Source organism: Ruegeria sp. CDSA221 (assembly GCF_059611825.1).
The window spans coordinates 105,905-122,866 of the sequence record NZ_JBXWPK010000009.1 but is presented as its reverse complement, the minus strand read 5'-3'; the positions used below and the strand labels follow the sequence as shown (position 1 = coordinate 122,866).

The following is a 16,962-nucleotide window of genomic DNA, read 5'->3' as shown; positions in this document are numbered from 1 at the left end:
CGCTCTAGGCCCTCAACGCTTTGAAGCCACTGTACCAGAGGCCGGGCGCTTTACCTATGGAAAGCATTTGCAAACCGGGTGGGGCATTGCTAACCAACGCTGCCGCTGTTGTTTTCGCCGTTGCGGTGATTACCTAGACCGCAGCCAACTTATGCCGACCGAAAGGACTGCCCCCGTGACCGACCTGACCCCGCGCGAGATTGTCTCGGAACTGGATCGCTTTATCATCGGGCAGAAGGATGCCAAGCGCGCGGTCGCCGTGGCGCTGCGTAATCGCTGGCGGCGCAAGCAACTGGCTGATGACATCCGGGATGAGGTTTATCCCAAGAATATCCTGATGATCGGCCCCACCGGCGTTGGCAAGACTGAGATCAGCCGGCGTTTGGCCAAGTTGGCCCGCGCACCCTTCATCAAGGTCGAGGCCACCAAATTCACCGAGGTTGGATATGTTGGCCGCGATGTGGAACAAATCGTGCGTGATCTGGCCGATGCCGCGATCCTGCAGACCCGTGAATTCATGCGTGAGGACGTCAAAGCCAAGGCCCATCAGGCCGCCGAAGACCGGGTGATTACTGCCATTGCCGGGGAAGACGCACGTGAGGGCACCCGCGAGATGTTCCGCAAAAAGCTCAAATCCGGAGAGCTGGACGACACAGTGATCGAGCTGGAACTGACGGATACCTCAAGCCAGATGCCGATGTTCGATATCCCTGGCCAACCCGGCAGTCAGATGGGGATGATGAATTTGGGCGATATTTTCGGCAAGGCCTTTGGCGGGCGCACCGTCAAGAAACGCCTGACCGTCGCCGAAAGCTATGACATGCTGATCGGGGAAGAGGCCGACAAACTGTTGGATGACGAAACCGTAAACCGCGCGGCGCTGGAATCGGTTGAACAGAACGGCATCGTGTTTCTGGACGAGATCGACAAGGTTTGCGCCCGTTCGGACGCACGCGGCGGTGATGTCAGCCGAGAGGGGGTGCAGCGTGACCTGTTGCCTCTGATCGAAGGCACAACCGTCTCCACCAAGCATGGGCCGGTCAAAACCGACCACATTCTTTTCATTGCCTCAGGCGCGTTTCATATTGCCAAACCGTCCGACCTGTTGCCGGAACTACAGGGTCGCCTGCCGATCCGTGTCGAGCTGCGCGCACTGACCGAAGAGGATTTCGTCCGCATCCTGACCGAGACAGACAACGCGCTGACCCGCCAGTACACTGCCTTGATGGGCACCGAGGATGTCACGGTCAGCTTTACCGAGGACGGCATTGCAGCCCTGGCGAAAATCGCAGCGGATGTGAACCAAAGCGTCGAGAATATCGGCGCACGTCGGCTTTACACCGTGATGGAGCGCGTATTCGAGGAATTGTCTTTCACAGCCCCCGATCAGGCCGGTTTGGAAATCACCGTGAATGCACAGTTCGTTGACGACAATCTGGGTGAGCTGACAAAGTCTACAGACCTCAGCCGTTACGTTCTGTAATATCCCCAGCCGGTTTTTTGCCGGTCCGTGTCATTGACCCCGCTGGACCTGGGATCAGAATAGAGTAGCGTGTGCGCAAATTCCTTAGGGGGCGACAGGTGCTGCGCTATATTATTTTTGTCCTGACTGCGGCAACGCTTGCCGCATGTGTCGACCGGACCGTATCTCAAACCGTGCCCTCGGCACTGGACATTGGCACGCCCAAAACCATTTACGCAGCAACCACCCGCGCGCGCGAAGCGGACGGATCCTATGGGTACCGCCGCAGCGATCAGTTGCAGTTTCTCGAGATGACGGTCTCGATTCCACCCAATCACACACCCGGGACATTGGATTTTTCCTATGCCGACCCGGACCCGGAAAATCAGTTCGTGATGGCTGATGAAGACGAGCTTGCCGGACCCCAGGGCCTTGCCTCGCGACTAAGAGGTGTGGACGAGGTTTCGATCTTTATCCACGGCTATAACACGACCCAGTCGGAAACAGTGTTCCGCGCCGCGCAGTTGGAACATGATCTGGAAATACCGGGTGAAACCATGGTCTATTCCTGGCCAAGCCAGGCAACGGGTTATGGCTATGCCTATGACATCGACAGCATGCTGTTCGCCCGTGATGGTCTGGAACAAACTGTTCGCCAGCTGAAATCAATGGGGGTCGATCGGGTTATCCTTGTGGCGCATTCCATGGGCACCGCCCTGACGATGGAGATGATGCGGCAGGCCGAGCTGCGCGAACCGGGCTGGTCGCATCGGAATATCGAAGGGGTTGTTCTGATCGCACCGGATCTGGATGTCGATCTGTTCCGGTCGCAGATGGACAGCATCAAAACGCTGCCTGACCCGTTCATTGTGATGATCTCACGCAAAGACAGGCTGCTGAGTATATCCGCACGCCTGCGCGGTACCGCCAAAAGCGAACGTCTGGGAAATATCAGCTCGGCCGATGCGCTGTCCGAATATAAGATCAGTATTCTGGATACGACCGCCTTCAACAGCGATGCCGGGTCGTCTCATTTCGTGGCTGCAACCTCTCCGGCGCTTTTGGCGATTATCAATTCCGCCCGCCGGGTCAGCACTACCTTTGGCAGGCAACGCGGGATTGACGTGATCGCCCCCGCCGAGGTCCGCAACCCGACCGGGGCGACAGAGATTGAGCTGACCGAGACCGGGCAGGCCAAGGTCAGCTCTCCGTAATGTCCTTTCACCTGAGGCATTATCTGAAAGCAAATGCCTCATGGCTTGGCGCCGGAGTTCTGCTGACCTTTCTGTCCTGTTTTGGGCAAACGTTCTTCATCTCGATCTTTTCCGGCGAAATTCGTGCGACGTTCGGGTTGAGTCATGGGGCTTGGGGTGGGATCTATTCGCTGGGTACGACCGCATCTGCCATCATCATGATCTGGGCGGGCGGGCTTACGGATATCTTCCGGGTGCGTGTGCTCGGCCCCGCTGTCCTGGCTGGGCTAGCCGTGGCGGCGCTAGCGATGGCGTTGAACCGCTGGCTGATCCTGCTACCGCTGGTGATCTTCCTGTTGCGCCTGTTCGGGCAGGGGATGAGCACCCATCTTGCCTTGGTCGCGATGGCGCGTTGGTTTACCACAACGCGCGGCAAGGCCTTGTCGATCGCCTCGGTCGGATTTGCGGTTGGCGAAGCGCTTTTGCCGGTAATCTTTGTCGCTGCGATGGTGATTTTGGATTGGCGCCTGCTCTGGATCATCTCGGCAGGTATTTGTGTGGCCGGCATTCCGATTCTGCTGCGCTTGCTTCGGCAAGAGCGCACACCGCAAAGTCTGGCCAGCGAGTATTCGGCATCAGGTATGCAGGGGCGGCACTGGACACGCACCGACGCTTTGCTGAACCCGTTGTTCTGGTTCATGGCCCCCGCCTTGCTGGGTCCTTCTGCCTTTATCACCGCCTTCTTCTTTCATCAGGTCCATCTGGCCGAGGTCAAAGGCTGGCAACATATCGAGTTGGTGGCGCTGTTTCCCGTCTACACAGGTGTTTCCCTGATCTCGATGTTTGTCGCGGGATGGGCGCTGGATAAATGGGGAACCGCCCGGATGATGCCCTTTTATCAGGTGCCAATAGCTATCGGCTTCATGTTGGCGTCTGCAAGCACCTCGATTGGGGGTGCGGTTGCTGCATTGGTCTTTCTGGGGCTTACCGTCGGCGCAAACAGCACCTTGCCCAGTGCGTTCTGGGCGGAATTCTATGGAACCCGTCATATTGGCGCGATCAAGGCCATGGCCACTGCGGTCATGGTCCTTGGGTCGGCGATTGGCCCCGGACTGACCGGCGTGTTGATTGATCAGGGGGTTCCGCTGGACACGCAGTTCCTGTGGATCGGAGTATTCTTCCTGCTGGTTTGTCTGCTGACCTGGATTGGCATCAGCCGCGCCGCACGCACGCTTTAGCGACTGCGACGCAGATAGACGTAATAGGCCCCGTCGCCACCATGGCTGATATGCGCGGGCGTCACCTGCATCACAGCCTGTGCCAAGGGCGGCAGTGACAGCCATTGCGGTACCTGATTACGCAAGACGCCGCGCGGAGTGGGGATGGGGCCGGGCTCATCCCGGTCCTTGCCCTTTCCCGTCACCACCAGAACCAGACGCTTGCCCGAAGCCTGCGCCGCCAGCACAAAGCGCACCAGCGCCGGATAGGCCGTGTCCATCCGCAAGCCATGCAGGTCCAACTTGCCCTCGGGCCGGAGCTTGCCACGTTTCATCCGGGCAAAAGCCTTGCTGTCCATTTGCACCGGGTTGGCGCGTAACCCTTCGGTAACGGATGGTTTCAACACATGCCGCACACCCCTGCCAGCCGCGTTCTGCCCGACTTCAAACGCCTCGATCCGGGGCTTAAATGTCTTTGTCGGTTTCGGCTTGGGCAATGAGGTGGGGTGCACCGACTGCGGGAGTTCGGGATGCAGGCGATCTGCCTGTTTGGTCACCTTGCGCCACAGATCCATTTCGTCAGGGGTCAATTTGCGGCGCGACATCAGAACTCGTCCGGTAAAAGAGCATATGCGCGCTGAATCGGCAGCAGAACCACCATGCGACCCGGATCTTTCAGGCGCCCCGCTGCGGCCCCTGCGGCATCGCCGGTTCCAAAGAAAATATCAGCCCGTTGTGCGCCCTTGATGGCCGACCCGGTATCCTGAGCGATCATCAGCCTGCGCAAAGGGTCCTTGCCGTCCTTTTCGACCCAGACTGGAGCACCCAGCGGTGTGTATGCCGGATCGGCGGCAATGCTGCGCATGGTTGTAACCGAACGGTTCATCGCACCCAGAGGGCCAAATTCGGGTGCAACACGATTCACCTCGCGGAAGAACACATAAGACGGGTTGTGAAACAGCAATTCGGTACCCGCCTCGGGGTTCTTGCGGACCCAGGATTTGATCATCTGCGCACTGACCTGATGCGCACCCAGGGCACCGCGCCGGATCAGTTCGGACCCGATCGAACGATAAGGATGCCCATTGGCGCCCCCATAACCGACCCGCAGCGCCCTCCCATCGGGCAACCGGATACGGCCTGAGCCCTGAATCTGCAGAAAGAACAGCTCGACTGGGTCGTCCACCCAGGCGATTTCAAGACCGCGGCCCTGCATGACATCACCGGTCAGCAGATCGCGACGGGATAACCATTTTTCGGCTCCGCGCGCCTCAGGAGGCATTTTATAGATCGGGTATTTATACCGCTCCGATCTGGTTTTGGACCCGTCCAGTTCGGGTTCAAAATAGCCTGTGAACAGGCCATCCTTCCCGTCTTCGACCAGTACGGGACGGAAGAACAGCTCAAAAAATGACCGGGCCGCATCGGGCTTATAGGTGCGTGCCACGCCACACAATGCCTGCCAGTCCGGATCATCCAGATCACCGCACGTGTTCAGAAAAACCGAAAGGGCCGCCCCGTGATCATCGGCGGCCCAACCATTCAGGTCATCATACGACAGTATGGATCGTGTCACCTCGGCGCTGGCAGAGGTGGTCATGACAGCCACCAGGAAAAGCGACCGAAACGCTGCAATCATGCGTCCGTGGCAACAAGCAGCCAGTTCGGATCGTCCGAGCCCATAACGCGGGCAAAGGTCCAGCTGTCCTTTTGACGTTTAACCGTGTTTGGGTTGCCCTCGATGATATCGCCACCACGATCCCGCACGGCCGAAGTCAGCTCACCAACAAATTTCATGGTGATTTCGGCCTGGTTGGTATCCTTGTCAAAGCTCACATCTGCCAGTGTGGTTTCGCGCACACCGATAAATTCGGCCTCGATGGTCAGCCCCTGATCCTCGCGCGCGGCAACGACCGAAACAAAGGTTTCAAATACCTCTTCCGACAGGAAGGGCTGGATTTCATCCAGATTGCCCTTTTCGAACCCCATGACGATCATCTCATAAGCGCCGCGAGAGCCCTGAACAAATTCACCCACCGAAAAGCCCGGCTCGATCCGTTTCATAGCGGATAGGGTCTGCGCCTGTTCGCTGTCCTCGGGCACGTGATCGGTAATGTCGTGATCTGGCCCGCCCTCAATCACCTCAAAATCACGGCGCGACTTATTGGCTTCGGACTGTTGTTGAAGCGGGGGTTTCTCAAAACCCTCACGTGTACCCAGTACGCTTTTCAGGCGCAGGATCAGGAAAACGGCAATTCCGGCCAGGACCAGCAACTGGATCATTGGTTCGTTCATTTCATCCTCTTGGTCAGACCGCGACTTTGTATACACGGCCTCTTGCCACTATGTAGGTGACAGTTCGGGACAAGTCTACCGCCCGACCTGCAGTAAAGGATAATGCAAATGTACCTGTTCCTGGCTTTTTTACTTGTTCCGATCATCGAAATCGGCCTGTTCATTCAGGTTGGTGGGCTAATCGGACTGTGGCCAACCCTTGCGGTCGTGGTTCTAACGGCCGTTCTGGGTACCGCCTTGGTGCGGACACAAGGTCGCATGGCGTTGGAAAACCTGCAACGATCCTTTGCAGAGCTTGACGACCCGACCGAACCTTTGGCCCATGGCGCGATGATCTTGCTGTCTGGTGTCTTGCTGCTGACACCGGGGTTTTTCACCGATGCCGTTGGATTTGCGCTGTTAATCCCTGGCGTCCGGGTCTCTGTATTCCGTTATCTCCGCTCGAAGGTCACAATCACGCAGTTTCAGATGGGCGGCGGGACGCAGTTCAGGACCGAGCCCCAAGCATCGACCCAGGGCGATGTGATCGACGGTGAATACACCGAGGTTCGCCCCCGTCAGAACCCGTCAAAGCCATCGAAATGGGTCGAAGGGCCGCACCAGCATTGAGGTGCCTCGCCCAACTTGCTAAGCAGTGGCGAATTTCAGTTTCGGAGTAGACCCATGGCCGAAGACGGCGCCCAAGAAAACACCGCGGCCCAGACCGCACCCCAGATCCAGATGCGCGTTCTGGGACAATTCATTCGCGATATGTCCTTTGAAAACGTGATGGCGCAAAAAGGCGTGTCTGGCGATGTCCAGCCCGAGATCGCGGTTCAGGTCAATCTGGACGCCAAAAAGCGCCCGGCTGAGCATCAATACGAGGTGTCGATCAAGCTGAACCTCAAATCCAAAGCCAAGGGCATGGAAGACATCCTGTTCCTGTGCGAGCTGGATTATTGCGGCCTGTTCCATGTGGAGGGTGTCGCCGAAGACCAGCTGCATCCGTTCCTGATGATCGAATGCCCGCGCATGCTGTTCCCGTTCCTGCGCCGCATCGTCAGCGACATCACGCGCGACGGTGGGTATCCGCCGGTTAACCTGGACAATATTGATTTTGTCAGCCTGTACCGGAATGAATTGATGCGTCGCCAGGCCGAGACGCAAAAGACTCAGGCCTAATCAGGCCTCCCCGCGCCGGAGTGACCTCAGGCGCGGGACCAAAGGGCGTTTTCGCCCAGTTTATCAATAAATTTCTCATGCGCCGCGCGCTCGTCTTGGGTGATCCGGGACGGCAAGGCATCTTTGCGCGGCGATGGCCGCCACTCTTCTGCTCCGCCAGCGGAAGACGACACAGAGGTCGAAAGCCCGAAATCTGGCTGACGTCCGCCGATCAGCTCAAGATAGACCTCAGCCAGAATTTCAGAGTCAAGCAACGCCCCGTGCAAGACCCGGTTCGAGTTGTCTATGTTGAACCGCCGGCACAATGCATCCAGCGAGGCGGGCGAGCCCGGAAACCGTTTGCGCGCAATCGCCAGCGTGTCCAGTGCCTGATCCATCGGGATCGGCGGCAGTCCCATCCAGCCCAGCTCGGCATTCAGAAACTTCATGTCGAATGACGCATTGTGGATCACCAGTTTCGAGTCAGCGACAAAATCCCGAAACCCCTGACCAACCTTGGCAAAAACCGGCTTGTCCTTCAGCGTGACCTGACCTTTTTCCACCGGGCGGGGCGGTTCCAGCAAGTCCGGGCCAATGCCATGCACGCCAAACGCCTCTTCGGGCATGAACCGTTGGGGGTTGATATAGACGTGATAGGTTTCGCCCGTGGCGACGTGATTCCAAAGCTCAACCGCACCGATTTCCACAATCCGGTCGCCGCTTTCAGGATCAAAGCCTGTGGTTTCTGTATCGAGTACGATCTCACGCATCTGTCAGCCCTGCCCGTATCTGTCTAACCACATCCTGCACTTGCGCGCGGGCGTGGTCCAGACTGTCCGTGACGATCACAAAATCAGACCGCGCGCATTTTTCGTCATTCGGCATCTGCTTGGCTTTGATCTGCTCGAACTGCGCCTCGGTCATGGTACCGCGCGCCATCACGCGGCGTTTCTGCTCGTCAGCCGGGACCGAGACACAGGCGACCGCATCCATCGCCGCATCTCCATCGGTTTCAAATAGCAGGGGAATATCGAAAACCAGAATATCTGCGGTGGCTTGTTCCCGGAACGCCGCTCGATCCGCCGCCACCAGCGGGTGAACAACGGCCTCAATCGCTTTCAGCGCTGCCGGGTCTGCTGAAATGAGCCGTTTCAATACTTCCCGGCTAACCGCGCCGTCGATAATGGCCTCAGGAAACGCCCTACGCATCGGCTTGATCGCTGTCCCGCCACGCGCGTATAGCCGATGCACGGCGGCATCTGCGTCCCACAACGCACAGCCTTCGTCGACGAACATGCTGGCAGTTGTGCTTTTTCCCATGCCGATAGAACCGGTCAGGCCAAGTGCAAAGCTCATCCCAGCACCGCAGCACGCAAATCAGAAGTGACTTCAGGGCGCACCCCAAACCAGCTTTCAAACCCAGGTACGGCCTGATGCAACAACATGCCAAGGCCATCTACGGGTGTGCATCCCGCCTGTTCTGCTGTTTCCAGCAAGCGTGTCTTAAGTGGCGCATAGACCAGATCGGTGACTATGGCACCGGGCTGTAACCCGTCCAGAGGCACCCGCAGCTCGGGCTGGCCGTGCATCCCAAGCGAACTTGTGTTGACCACAAGTTCCGCATCTTCAACCACGTTGCCCGCTTTCAACCAATCCACCACCGTTATGGTCGTACCAAACTCTTCCTTCAGGCGATCTGCACGTGTGCGCGTCCGATTGGTCAAGAAAATCTCGGGCACACCTGCATCGACCAACGCTTGAAGAACAGCACGCGCGGCGCCTCCGGCACCAAAGACAACCGCGGGACCATCCGCTGGAATCCAATCTGGGGCGCCGCTGCGCAGGTTCTGCATGAACCCGTACCCATCGGTGTTATCCGCATGGATCGAACCGTCGGGCTGAAACACAAGCGTATTAGCAGCCCCGATCTGCTTGGCCCGGTCCGAAGCCGTATCCGCCAGATCCAAGGCCACCTCTTTATGGGGCACTGTGATGTTGGCCCCGACAAATCCGGCTTTGGGCAAAGTTCGTAGAACAGCCTCAAGATCATCCGGTGCGACATCCATGGGGATATAGTGACCGGCCAGGCCATAAGTTTTCAGCCAATGGCCATGCAGTATTGGGGATTTCGAATGGGAAATCGGATGCCCGATCACACCCGCCAGCGGGATCTGCTTGCCACTCATTGATCAATCACCCCTTTGACCGCCAGAAAATTCAACAGCTCCAATAGGGGCATACCCAAAACGTTAAAATAGTCACCGTCAATGGTTGCGAACAGCCGCACGCCTTCTTCCTCAAGCTTATAGGCCCCGACTGCGTGGCGGATGCTGTCCCAGTTGCGCGCAACATAGTCGCGTAGATAGGCGTCCGAACTCATCCTCATCCGCAGGCGCACCTGACCTACATGTCGCCAGATCGGCTCGCCATTCTGATAGATGACGGCTGCGGATAACAGCATATGCCGCTTGCCCCGCATCGCTTTGAGCTGCGCCAGCGCATCCTCGGGCGATTGCGGTTTGGACAAAAGCTGACCTTCGAAATCCAGCACCTGATCACATCCCAGAACCATCGGCCCCGGCACCTTGTCGCTGACCTTGCGGGCTTTCATCTCTGCCAGAGTATCGGCAATATCACGTGGAGATGCCTCTTCGGCCAGCAAAGCCCGTTTGGCGGTCTCTTCGTCCACGCGTGCAGTTTGAACGGTAAACCGCACGCCCGCATTCTCTAGCAACTGCGCACGAATGGATGACCCCGAGGCCAATATGATGGGGACAGAAATGTGGAAAACCCCCTGAGCAAATGGTTGATCGTTCAAGGATGGTTTGTATGGTTTTCCTGTTGACACGCAAGCCCGGTGTTTTCGCGAAAAACTTCTATGAGTCGCCCGAACCCTGTCCAGTCTGGACAAGGATAACTTTGAACATCGGGACAAGCGGGATATCCCAGCTTATTCATCAAGTTATCCCCGGAAGTCTACGCATTACATATTCATAACATATTGTTTTATTGTAGTTTTTTATGAAATCAACAGAAACACCCAGTTCTCGGGTGAAACTATCCACCTGGGGAAAACAGATGGGTAAATAAGTAATCCACGGAATTTAATCTCCCTACAAAACCATCATCCTTTCTCTTTTCCTATTTTTTTTATAGGGAGAGATCCAAACCACGCCCGGAGCTGGAATGACTGATCTTCTTTTCACCATCTATCCCTGGGTGAAGTCCCTGCACATCATGGCCGTGATCTCTTGGATGGCCGGTTTGTTCTATCTGCCTAGATTGTACGTCTATCACGTAGAAAAAGCCCAAGGCGTTGACGGGGCGCAGGAGATCTTCTTTGAAATGGAAGAAAAGCTGCTGCGGGTGATCATGCGCCCGGCGATGTACGTGGCCTGGGCCTGCGGCCTGATCATGGTATTCACACCAGGCATAGTCGGCTGGGATTTTGCCTGGCCCTGGGTCAAAGGCGCAGCAGTGATTGCGATGACTTGGTTCCACTACTGGCTGATGGTACGTCGAAAGGACTTTTTAGAGGGCCGAAATACGCTCACTGGGCGGCAGTATCGCATGATGAACGAGGTGCCCACTATTTTGATGGTTATCATCGTTCTGGCGGTCGTTCTGAAGTTCTGAGCAGCTATTTGACTCTTTGTAGGTAAGTGCTTATTTATCGCGTAACACGCCCGTCCGGGCGGCGTATCTTCCGTATTGAAATTCCAGTCCGAGCCGCATCCATGCGGCCAAGGTTCTTATCATCATGTCTAATGAATCCCTCAATCTGGCCGATCTGAAAGCCAAAAGCCCCAAAGACCTTCTGGCGATGGCCGAAGAGCTTGAGATCGAAAACGCCTCGACCATGCGAAAAGGCGAGATGATGTTCCAGATTCTGCGCGAACGCGCAGATGAAGGCTGGACCGTGGGCGGCGATGGCGTACTTGAGGTTCTGCAAGATGGGTTCGGGTTCCTGCGTTCGCCCGAGGCGAACTATTTGCCCGGTCCTGATGATATCTATGTCTCGCCAGAAATGATCCGCCAGCATTCGTTGCGCACCGGTGATACGGTCGAAGGTGATATCAAGGCGCCGGACGAGAACGAACGGTATTTCGCACTGATCAAGGTCACCAAGATCAATTTCGAAGATCCCGAGAAAGCCAGGCATAAAGTTGCTTTCGACAACCTGACACCGCTTTATCCGGATGAGCGCCTGAAGATGGAAGTCGAAGATCCAACCATCAAGGACAAGTCCGCCCGTGTCATCGATCTGGTTTCGCCGATCGGTAAAGGTCAGCGGTCGTTGATTGTGGCACCGCCACGGACCGGTAAGACGGTGATCCTGCAGAATATTGCGAACTCGATCGAAAAGAACCACCCTGAGTGCTATCTGATCGTCCTACTGATCGACGAGCGGCCGGAAGAGGTGACTGACATGCAGCGTTCGGTGAAGGGCGAGGTCGTGTCGTCGACCTTTGATGAACCCGCCACCCGCCACGTTGCCGTATCTGAGATGGTTATCGAAAAAGCCAAGCGTTTGGTCGAACATAAACGAGATGTTGTTATTCTTCTCGACTCGATCACAAGACTTGGTAGGGCATTTAATACCGTGGTTCCATCCTCGGGTAAGGTTCTGACCGGCGGTGTAGATGCAAACGCTCTGCAACGGCCTAAGCGGTTCTTTGGTGCGGCACGGAATATCGAAGAAGGCGGCTCGCTGACCATCATCGCCACTGCGCTGATTGATACCGGCAGCCGGATGGACGAAGTCATCTTCGAAGAATTCAAAGGCACTGGTAACTCGGAAATCGTTCTGGATCGTAAGATCGCAGATAAGCGTGTGTTCCCGGCCATCGACATCCTCAAATCTGGCACAAGGAAAGAGGACCTGCTGGTCGACAAAGGCGATTTGGCGAAAACCTTCGTTCTGCGCCGCATCCTCAACCCGATGGGCACCACCGACGCGATCGAGTTCCTGTTGTCCAAGTTGAAACAGACCAAGACAAATGGCGAGTTCTTCGATTCGATGAACACCTGACACAGGTCCCGGACGCAAGCGAGGCGGTCGAATGGATACGATATTCGCCTTGGCCAGCGCGCAAGGCAAGGCAGGGGTGGCGGTCATCCGTCTCTCGGGCCCCTTGGCGCATCCTGCCGCGGCTGCTCTTTCCGGTGCTGCTTTGCCCTCCCGCGGAATTCGGGTGCGCAGCCTGTATGGCAAAGACGGATCGCGCCTGGATGATGGGGTAGTTCTGACCTTCCAGGCCCCGGCCAGCTTTACTGGCGAAGACGTGGCAGAGCTACAGATTCACGGCAGTACAGCGGCGGTCAACGCCGTCATGCGCTGCCTTGCGGACATGGACGATTTGCGCCTAGCCGATCCCGGGGAATTTACCCGCCGTGCCTTGGAAAACGGCAAAATGGATTTGACACAGGTCGAGGGCCTTGCCGATCTGATCGACGCTGAGACAGAAGCTCAACGCAAGCAAGCACAGATCATTCTGGCCGGAGAGCTTGGAAATTTGGCTGAACGCTGGCGGCGCGATTTGATTCGCGCCGCATCGCTGCTTGAGGCAGTGATTGATTTTGCCGATGAAGAGGTGCCAACCGATGTTACCCCTGAAGTACGCCAGTTGATCACAGATGTCATTGCAGATTTACAACGTGAAGCTGAAGGGGTTCGTATTGCAGAACGCATTCGAACCGGGTTCGAGGTTGCGATTGTTGGCTTGCCAAATGCCGGAAAGTCGACATTGCTGAATGCTCTGGCCGGTCGCGATGCAGCGATCACGTCGGAATATGCCGGCACAACGCGCGATGTGATTGAAGTTCGAATGGACCTTGAGGGACTTCCCGTTACTTTGTTGGATACAGCGGGCTTGCGGGAAACCGACGATCACGTCGAAAGCCTGGGAATTGAGCGGGCCAAAAAGCGCGCCGAGGCCGCCGATCTGCGCGTATTTCTGACTGATGATCCAAAAGAGCTGGGCGTTCAGATGTTGGAAGGAGATATTCAGGTTCTTCCGAAGTCCGATCTGAGAAACAGTTCTGATGAAGGAATCTCAGGGAAAACCGGGCAGGGTGTGGATCGGTTGATTTCCAACATATCGCGTGTTTTGGGTGATCGTACTACTACCCATGGTATCGCCACGCGTGAAAGGCATCGTATAGCGCTGATCACAGCGCGCGACGCACTTAGTGCTGCAATCGCTGTTCTGGAATCAGGTCCCGACCTGTATGATATTGCAGCCGAGGAACTGAGGACCGCGATCCGCGCTTTGGAAGCTCTGGTTGGCAGAATTGGTGTAGAAGACTTGTTGGATGAAATATTCTCAAGCTTCTGCCTGGGAAAGTAAGGAGTGTTTCACGTGAAACATTCGGATTTTGACGTCGTCGTTATCGGAGCGGGCCACGCCGGAACAGAGGCGGCCCATGCGGCCGCCCGGATGGGTGCGACTACCGCCCTTGTGACTCTGTCGGCCACTGATATCGGCGTAATGTCCTGTAACCCGGCTATTGGGGGCCTCGGGAAAGGGCATCTTGTTCGCGAAATTGACGCGTTGGACGGGGTGATGGGGCGCGTCGCAGACCAGGCGGGAATTCAGTTTCGTTTACTGAATCGCCGTAAAGGCCCCGCTGTGCAGGGGCCCAGAACGCAGGCAGACAGGGCTTTGTACCGAGCTGCGATGCAGCGAGAAACCACGGCACAGCCGGACCTCAGCGTCGTAGTCGGCGAGGTGACAGATTTCCTGGTGAATGGACCTGCTGTTACCGGAATTCGATTGGCGGATGAGTCTGAAATACGGGCCGGCGCTGTGATCCTGACGTCTGGGACATTTTTGCGAGGCGTTATTCACATTGGTGACGTATCGCGCCCTGGCGGACGTATGGGGGATCGTCCCTCGGTAAAGCTGGCCGAGCGTTTGGATAGCCTTAACCTGCCGCTAGGACGCTTGAAAACGGGGACACCGCCCCGGCTGGATGGTCGGACGATTGATTGGTCAGGTCTCGAAAGTCAGGACGGCGATGATGAACCTACGCTGTTCTCATTCCTCTCGATGGGGGTGGTGGCGCCGCAGATTTCTTGTGGGATTACGCATACCAATGCCAGAACACATGAGATCATTGAAAAGAACCTTTCCAGATCGGCGATGTATGGGGGGCATATTGACGGTATAGGCCCCAGATATTGCCCTTCGATCGAAGATAAGATTGTGCGGTTTGCGGATAAGGAATCTCATCAGATTTTCCTCGAGCCAGAAGGTGTGAATGATCACACAATCTATCCGAATGGAATTTCTACCTCACTGCCACAGGATGTTCAGGTCGATTATGTCAGATCCATTAAGGGGCTGGAAAAGGCAGAGATCCTCCAACCTGGCTACGCCATCGAATATGACTACGTAGATCCTCGCGTTCTGACATCATCACTGTCGTTGCCTGAGGCGCCAGGACTATATCTTGCGGGTCAGATTAACGGCACCACAGGATATGAGGAAGCTGCAGCTCAGGGAATGGTGGCTGGCCTCAATGCTGCCCTTCAGGTCTTGGGTCGGGATCCAATCCATTTCACGCGTTCCGACAGTTATATTGGCGTCATGGTCGATGACCTGACCACTCGCGGAGTGGCGGAACCTTATCGGATGTTTACCTCACGGGCAGAGTTTAGATTGTCTTTGCGCGCCGATAATGCCGACCAACGACTGACACCTATTGGCCTACGCCTAGGTTGCGTAAGCGAGACACGCCGCAAGCACTTCTCTGAAAAGATGGAGAAGTTGGAGGCTGCAAAAAAGAAGCTCACAGATCATACCTATACTCCGAAAGAAGTGCGAGAAGCTGGTATCGAGGTCAATCAGGATGGCAATCGCCGCGATGGTATGGCGATTTTGGCCTTTCCTGATGTGAGCTTTGAGGACCTTGTTCCCTTGATTCCTGAGTTGCAGGACGTTGATTCAGGCATTCGGCAGCAAGTGGAACGCGATGCGCTATATGCGAATTATATCGAGCGGCAAAGACGTGATGTAGAAGCGATGAAACGCGATGAAGCCTATGAGATTCCGCGTGATTTTGACTTCTTCGCATTGGATGGGCTGTCGTCAGAGATGAAGCAGAAGTTGTCCAACGCCCGTCCCGAGAATGTAGCGCAGGCAAGCCGGATAGAGGGTGTGACACCGGCTGCGCTGACTCTGGTGTTGGCCAAGCTTCGCCGCGATCAGAGGGTGCGCAAAGCATGAAGGAAGAGCTGTTTGACGGTCTGAATGTTTCACGTGAAACATTTGATCGACTGGCAACATATGTTGCCCTTGTCGAGCGCTGGAACCCGAAAATCAACCTCGTATCGCGCAAAAGCTTGTCCGAAATCTGGACACGGCACATTCTGGATTCCGTTCAGGTTTTTCGATGTGCCGAGAACTTTTCGCATTGGGTTGATATTGGAAGTGGTGGTGGGTTTCCCGGTATGGTCTGTGCAATTATGGCGATCGAAGAAGCGCCAGGCGCAAAATTCACCTTTGTTGAAAGCGATCAGCGAAAATCTGCGTTTTTACGCAATGTATCCCGGGAATGTGGCGCAAACTGTAAAGTGGTGGCGAAACGCATTGAAGCGGTGGACCCCCTGAATGCAGATGTTTTGTCTGCCCGCGCCTTGGCAGATCTCGGGGTATTATTATCTTTTTGTGACAGACATTTAGGCGATTCTGGCGTCGCTTTGTTGCCGAAAGGTGTAAGCTGGAAAAAAGAGGTACAGGATGCGCAGGAAGAATGGAATTTCACCTGTGATCCGATTACAAGTTTAACAGAACCCCAAGCCGTCATCCTCAAGGTCAAAGGAGTATCACGTGGTTGATCTATCTCGTCCCTCAGGCCCCCGGATCATAGCGGTAGCCAACCAGAAGGGCGGGGTTGGGAAGACGACAACAGCCATAAACTTGGCAGCAGGCCTGGCCGAGGCCGGATGCAGGGTTTTAGTGGTTGATCTGGATCCACAGGGGAATGCTTCAACCGGTTTAGGTGTCGAGGATCGAGATTGGACAACTTATGACCTGATTCTGGATGATGCGCCTTTGGATGCGGTCGTTCAGGACTCGGAGATTGAAGGCATTCTCGTTGTCCCCGCTACGGTAGACCTCAGTTCCGCCGATATTGAACTGATTTCGAACGAAAAACGCAGCTATTTACTGCATGATGCGTTACGCCAGACTGCTATTGATAAGTACGATCTGGATTTCGTCCTGATTGACTGTCCGCCATCGCTGAATCTTCTGACGGTAAACGCGATGGTCGCAGCGCATTCCGTACTGGTGCCATTGCAAAGCGAGTTCTTCGCATTAGAGGGTTTGTCCCAGCTCATGCTGACCATTCGCGAGGTGCGACAGACTGCGAATCCAGACCTCAGAATCGAAGGTGTTGTGCTAACTATGTATGACAACCGCAACAACTTGTCCCGTCAGGTCGAAAAAGACGCACGTGACAATCTGGGCGAGATGGTATTTAAAACCAAAATACCCAGAAATGTGCGGGTCAGTGAGGCTCCGTCATACGCGTTGCCGGTTTTGCAATATGACTCGGGGTCTCTGGGCGCGATGGCCTATCGGCATTTGGCCCGGGAAGTCATGCATAAGAACAATAAAACCGCAGTCTGAGCGGTACTAGGAGGACC

General features: G+C 55.9%; 18 protein-coding genes. 11 read left to right on the top strand and 7 right to left on the bottom strand.

Annotation, left to right across the window (positions count from 1 at the left end; all coding sequences use genetic code 11):
- The first annotated feature begins 175 nt into the window (after positions 1-175).
- The 3 genes from hslU to AC2FJ5_RS14715 all read left to right on the top strand — a co-directional run bounded on the left by hslU (position 176) and on the right by AC2FJ5_RS14715 (position 3,893).
- Positions 176-1,483 carry an ATP-dependent protease ATPase subunit HslU gene (gene hslU, locus AC2FJ5_RS14725; RefSeq protein ID WP_142637444.1) on the top strand — a complete coding sequence of 436 codons (1,308 nt, stop codon included), beginning with the start codon at positions 176-178 and terminating at the stop codon, positions 1,481-1,483.
- A 98-nt stretch (positions 1,484-1,581) separates the two neighbouring features.
- On the top strand, positions 1,582-2,676 hold the full coding sequence (locus AC2FJ5_RS14720) for an alpha/beta hydrolase (protein ID WP_496793801.1): 1,095 nt from the start codon (positions 1,582-1,584) through the stop codon (positions 2,674-2,676).
- A complete protein-coding gene (locus AC2FJ5_RS14715) occupies positions 2,676-3,893 on the top strand; it encodes an MFS transporter (protein ID WP_496793799.1) in 1,218 nt (405 codons plus the stop codon). The genes AC2FJ5_RS14720 and AC2FJ5_RS14715 overlap by 1 nt, the downstream gene beginning before the upstream one ends.
- On the opposite strand, the gene AC2FJ5_RS14710 is transcribed toward AC2FJ5_RS14715, so the two are convergent.
- The 3 genes from AC2FJ5_RS14710 to AC2FJ5_RS14700 are packed head-to-tail and all read right to left on the bottom strand — an operon-like array spanning position 3,890 to position 6,167.
- Entirely contained in the window at positions 3,890-4,477 is a 588-nt protein-coding gene (locus AC2FJ5_RS14710; protein WP_496793798.1) for a Smr/MutS family protein, read from the bottom strand. The genes AC2FJ5_RS14715 and AC2FJ5_RS14710 overlap by 4 nt on opposite strands.
- Positions 4,477-5,511, bottom strand: coding sequence for a murein transglycosylase A (mltA, locus tag AC2FJ5_RS14705; RefSeq protein WP_496694370.1), 1,035 nt, complete (start codon positions 5,509-5,511; stop codon positions 4,477-4,479). Before mltA ends, AC2FJ5_RS14710 begins: the two co-directional genes overlap by 1 nt.
- Positions 5,508-6,167, bottom strand: coding sequence for a Tim44/TimA family putative adaptor protein (locus tag AC2FJ5_RS14700; protein ID WP_142637434.1), 660 nt, complete (start codon positions 6,165-6,167; stop codon positions 5,508-5,510). Before AC2FJ5_RS14700 ends, mltA begins: the two co-directional genes overlap by 4 nt.
- Positions 6,168-6,275: 108 nt before the next feature.
- On the opposite strand from AC2FJ5_RS14700, the gene AC2FJ5_RS14695 reads away from it, so the two are divergent.
- Both AC2FJ5_RS14695 and secB read left to right on the top strand, forming a co-directional pair.
- On the top strand, positions 6,276-6,776 hold the full coding sequence (locus AC2FJ5_RS14695) for an FxsA family protein (RefSeq protein ID WP_496793797.1): 501 nt from the start codon (positions 6,276-6,278) through the stop codon (positions 6,774-6,776).
- Positions 6,777-6,830: 54 nt separating this feature from the next.
- Positions 6,831-7,328: a protein-export chaperone SecB gene (secB, locus tag AC2FJ5_RS14690; RefSeq protein ID WP_142637430.1), complete on the top strand. Its 498-nt coding sequence runs from the start codon at positions 6,831-6,833 to the stop codon at positions 7,326-7,328.
- A 26-nt stretch (positions 7,329-7,354) separates the two neighbouring features.
- Here the strand turns inward: secB and dnaQ are convergent, their stop codons facing one another.
- Genes dnaQ through AC2FJ5_RS14670 form a run of 4 tightly spaced genes read right to left on the bottom strand, consistent with a single transcriptional unit; the run spans position 7,355 to position 10,089 of the window.
- Entirely contained in the window at positions 7,355-8,077 is a 723-nt protein-coding gene (gene dnaQ, locus AC2FJ5_RS14685) for a DNA polymerase III subunit epsilon (protein ID WP_496752281.1), read from the bottom strand.
- On the bottom strand, positions 8,070-8,663 hold the full coding sequence (gene coaE, locus AC2FJ5_RS14680; RefSeq protein ID WP_496789894.1) for a dephospho-CoA kinase: 594 nt from the start codon (positions 8,661-8,663) through the stop codon (positions 8,070-8,072). Before coaE ends, dnaQ begins: the two co-directional genes overlap by 8 nt.
- Positions 8,660-9,493, bottom strand: a complete 834-nt coding sequence (locus AC2FJ5_RS14675) for a shikimate dehydrogenase (RefSeq protein WP_496692597.1) — start codon at positions 9,491-9,493, stop codon at positions 8,660-8,662. Before AC2FJ5_RS14675 ends, coaE begins: the two co-directional genes overlap by 4 nt.
- Positions 9,490-10,089, bottom strand: a complete 600-nt coding sequence (locus tag AC2FJ5_RS14670; protein ID WP_142637605.1) for a Maf family protein — start codon at positions 10,087-10,089, stop codon at positions 9,490-9,492. Before AC2FJ5_RS14670 ends, AC2FJ5_RS14675 begins: the two co-directional genes overlap by 4 nt.
- Before the next feature lie 404 nt (positions 10,090-10,493).
- On the opposite strand from AC2FJ5_RS14670, the gene AC2FJ5_RS14665 reads away from it, so the two are divergent.
- The 6 genes from AC2FJ5_RS14665 (at position 10,494) to AC2FJ5_RS14640 (ending at position 16,945) form a co-directional block, all read left to right on the top strand.
- A complete protein-coding gene (locus AC2FJ5_RS14665) occupies positions 10,494-10,943 on the top strand; it encodes a CopD family protein (protein ID WP_142637422.1) in 450 nt (149 codons plus the stop codon).
- Between the two features lie 124 nt (positions 10,944-11,067).
- Positions 11,068-12,339, top strand: coding sequence for a transcription termination factor Rho (rho, locus tag AC2FJ5_RS14660; protein ID WP_142637421.1), 1,272 nt, complete (start codon positions 11,068-11,070; stop codon positions 12,337-12,339).
- Between the two features lie 31 nt (positions 12,340-12,370).
- The gene (mnmE, locus tag AC2FJ5_RS14655; RefSeq protein ID WP_496793795.1) at positions 12,371-13,657 is read left to right on the top strand and encodes a tRNA uridine-5-carboxymethylaminomethyl(34) synthesis GTPase MnmE; all 1,287 of its coding nucleotides are present in this window, start codon (positions 12,371-12,373) and stop codon (positions 13,655-13,657) included.
- A 12-nt stretch (positions 13,658-13,669) separates the two neighbouring features.
- The gene (gene mnmG / locus AC2FJ5_RS14650; protein ID WP_496793794.1) at positions 13,670-15,538 is read left to right on the top strand and encodes a tRNA uridine-5-carboxymethylaminomethyl(34) synthesis enzyme MnmG; all 1,869 of its coding nucleotides are present in this window, start codon (positions 13,670-13,672) and stop codon (positions 15,536-15,538) included.
- Complete coding sequence (rsmG, locus tag AC2FJ5_RS14645) at positions 15,535-16,149, top strand: 16S rRNA (guanine(527)-N(7))-methyltransferase RsmG (RefSeq protein ID WP_496793793.1); 615 nt, start codon at positions 15,535-15,537, stop codon at positions 16,147-16,149. The genes mnmG and rsmG overlap by 4 nt, the downstream gene beginning before the upstream one ends.
- Positions 16,142-16,945 (top strand): ParA family protein, encoded by an 804-nt coding sequence (locus AC2FJ5_RS14640; protein WP_142637414.1) that lies wholly within the window; start codon positions 16,142-16,144, stop codon positions 16,943-16,945. Before rsmG ends, AC2FJ5_RS14640 begins: the two co-directional genes overlap by 8 nt.
- Positions 16,946-16,962 lie beyond the last annotated feature (17 nt).

Coding starts and splice junctions, on each gene's coding strand:
- coaE (WP_496789894.1), bottom strand. CDS start 8,663: ATGAGCTTTGCACTTGGCCTGACCGGTTCTATCGGCATGGGAAAAAGC.
- AC2FJ5_RS14715 (WP_496793799.1), top strand. CDS start 2,676: ATGTCCTTTCACCTGAGGCATTATCTGAAAGCAAATGCCTCATGGCTT.
- AC2FJ5_RS14710 (WP_496793798.1), bottom strand. CDS start 4,477: ATGTCGCGCCGCAAATTGACCCCTGACGAAATGGATCTGTGGCGCAAG.
- secB (WP_142637430.1), top strand. CDS start 6,831: ATGGCCGAAGACGGCGCCCAAGAAAACACCGCGGCCCAGACCGCACCC.
- AC2FJ5_RS14675 (WP_496692597.1), bottom strand. CDS start 9,493: ATGAGTGGCAAGCAGATCCCGCTGGCGGGTGTGATCGGGCATCCGATT.
- mltA (WP_496694370.1), bottom strand. CDS start 5,511: ATGATTGCAGCGTTTCGGTCGCTTTTCCTGGTGGCTGTCATGACCACC.
- mnmE (WP_496793795.1), top strand. CDS start 12,371: ATGGATACGATATTCGCCTTGGCCAGCGCGCAAGGCAAGGCAGGGGTG.
- rsmG (WP_496793793.1), top strand. CDS start 15,535: ATGAAGGAAGAGCTGTTTGACGGTCTGAATGTTTCACGTGAAACATTT.
- AC2FJ5_RS14665 (WP_142637422.1), top strand. CDS start 10,494: ATGACTGATCTTCTTTTCACCATCTATCCCTGGGTGAAGTCCCTGCAC.
- dnaQ (WP_496752281.1), bottom strand. CDS start 8,077: ATGCGTGAGATCGTACTCGATACAGAAACCACAGGCTTTGATCCTGAA.
- rho (WP_142637421.1), top strand. CDS start 11,068: ATGTCTAATGAATCCCTCAATCTGGCCGATCTGAAAGCCAAAAGCCCC.
- AC2FJ5_RS14695 (WP_496793797.1), top strand. CDS start 6,276: ATGTACCTGTTCCTGGCTTTTTTACTTGTTCCGATCATCGAAATCGGC.
- AC2FJ5_RS14700 (WP_142637434.1), bottom strand. CDS start 6,167: ATGAACGAACCAATGATCCAGTTGCTGGTCCTGGCCGGAATTGCCGTT.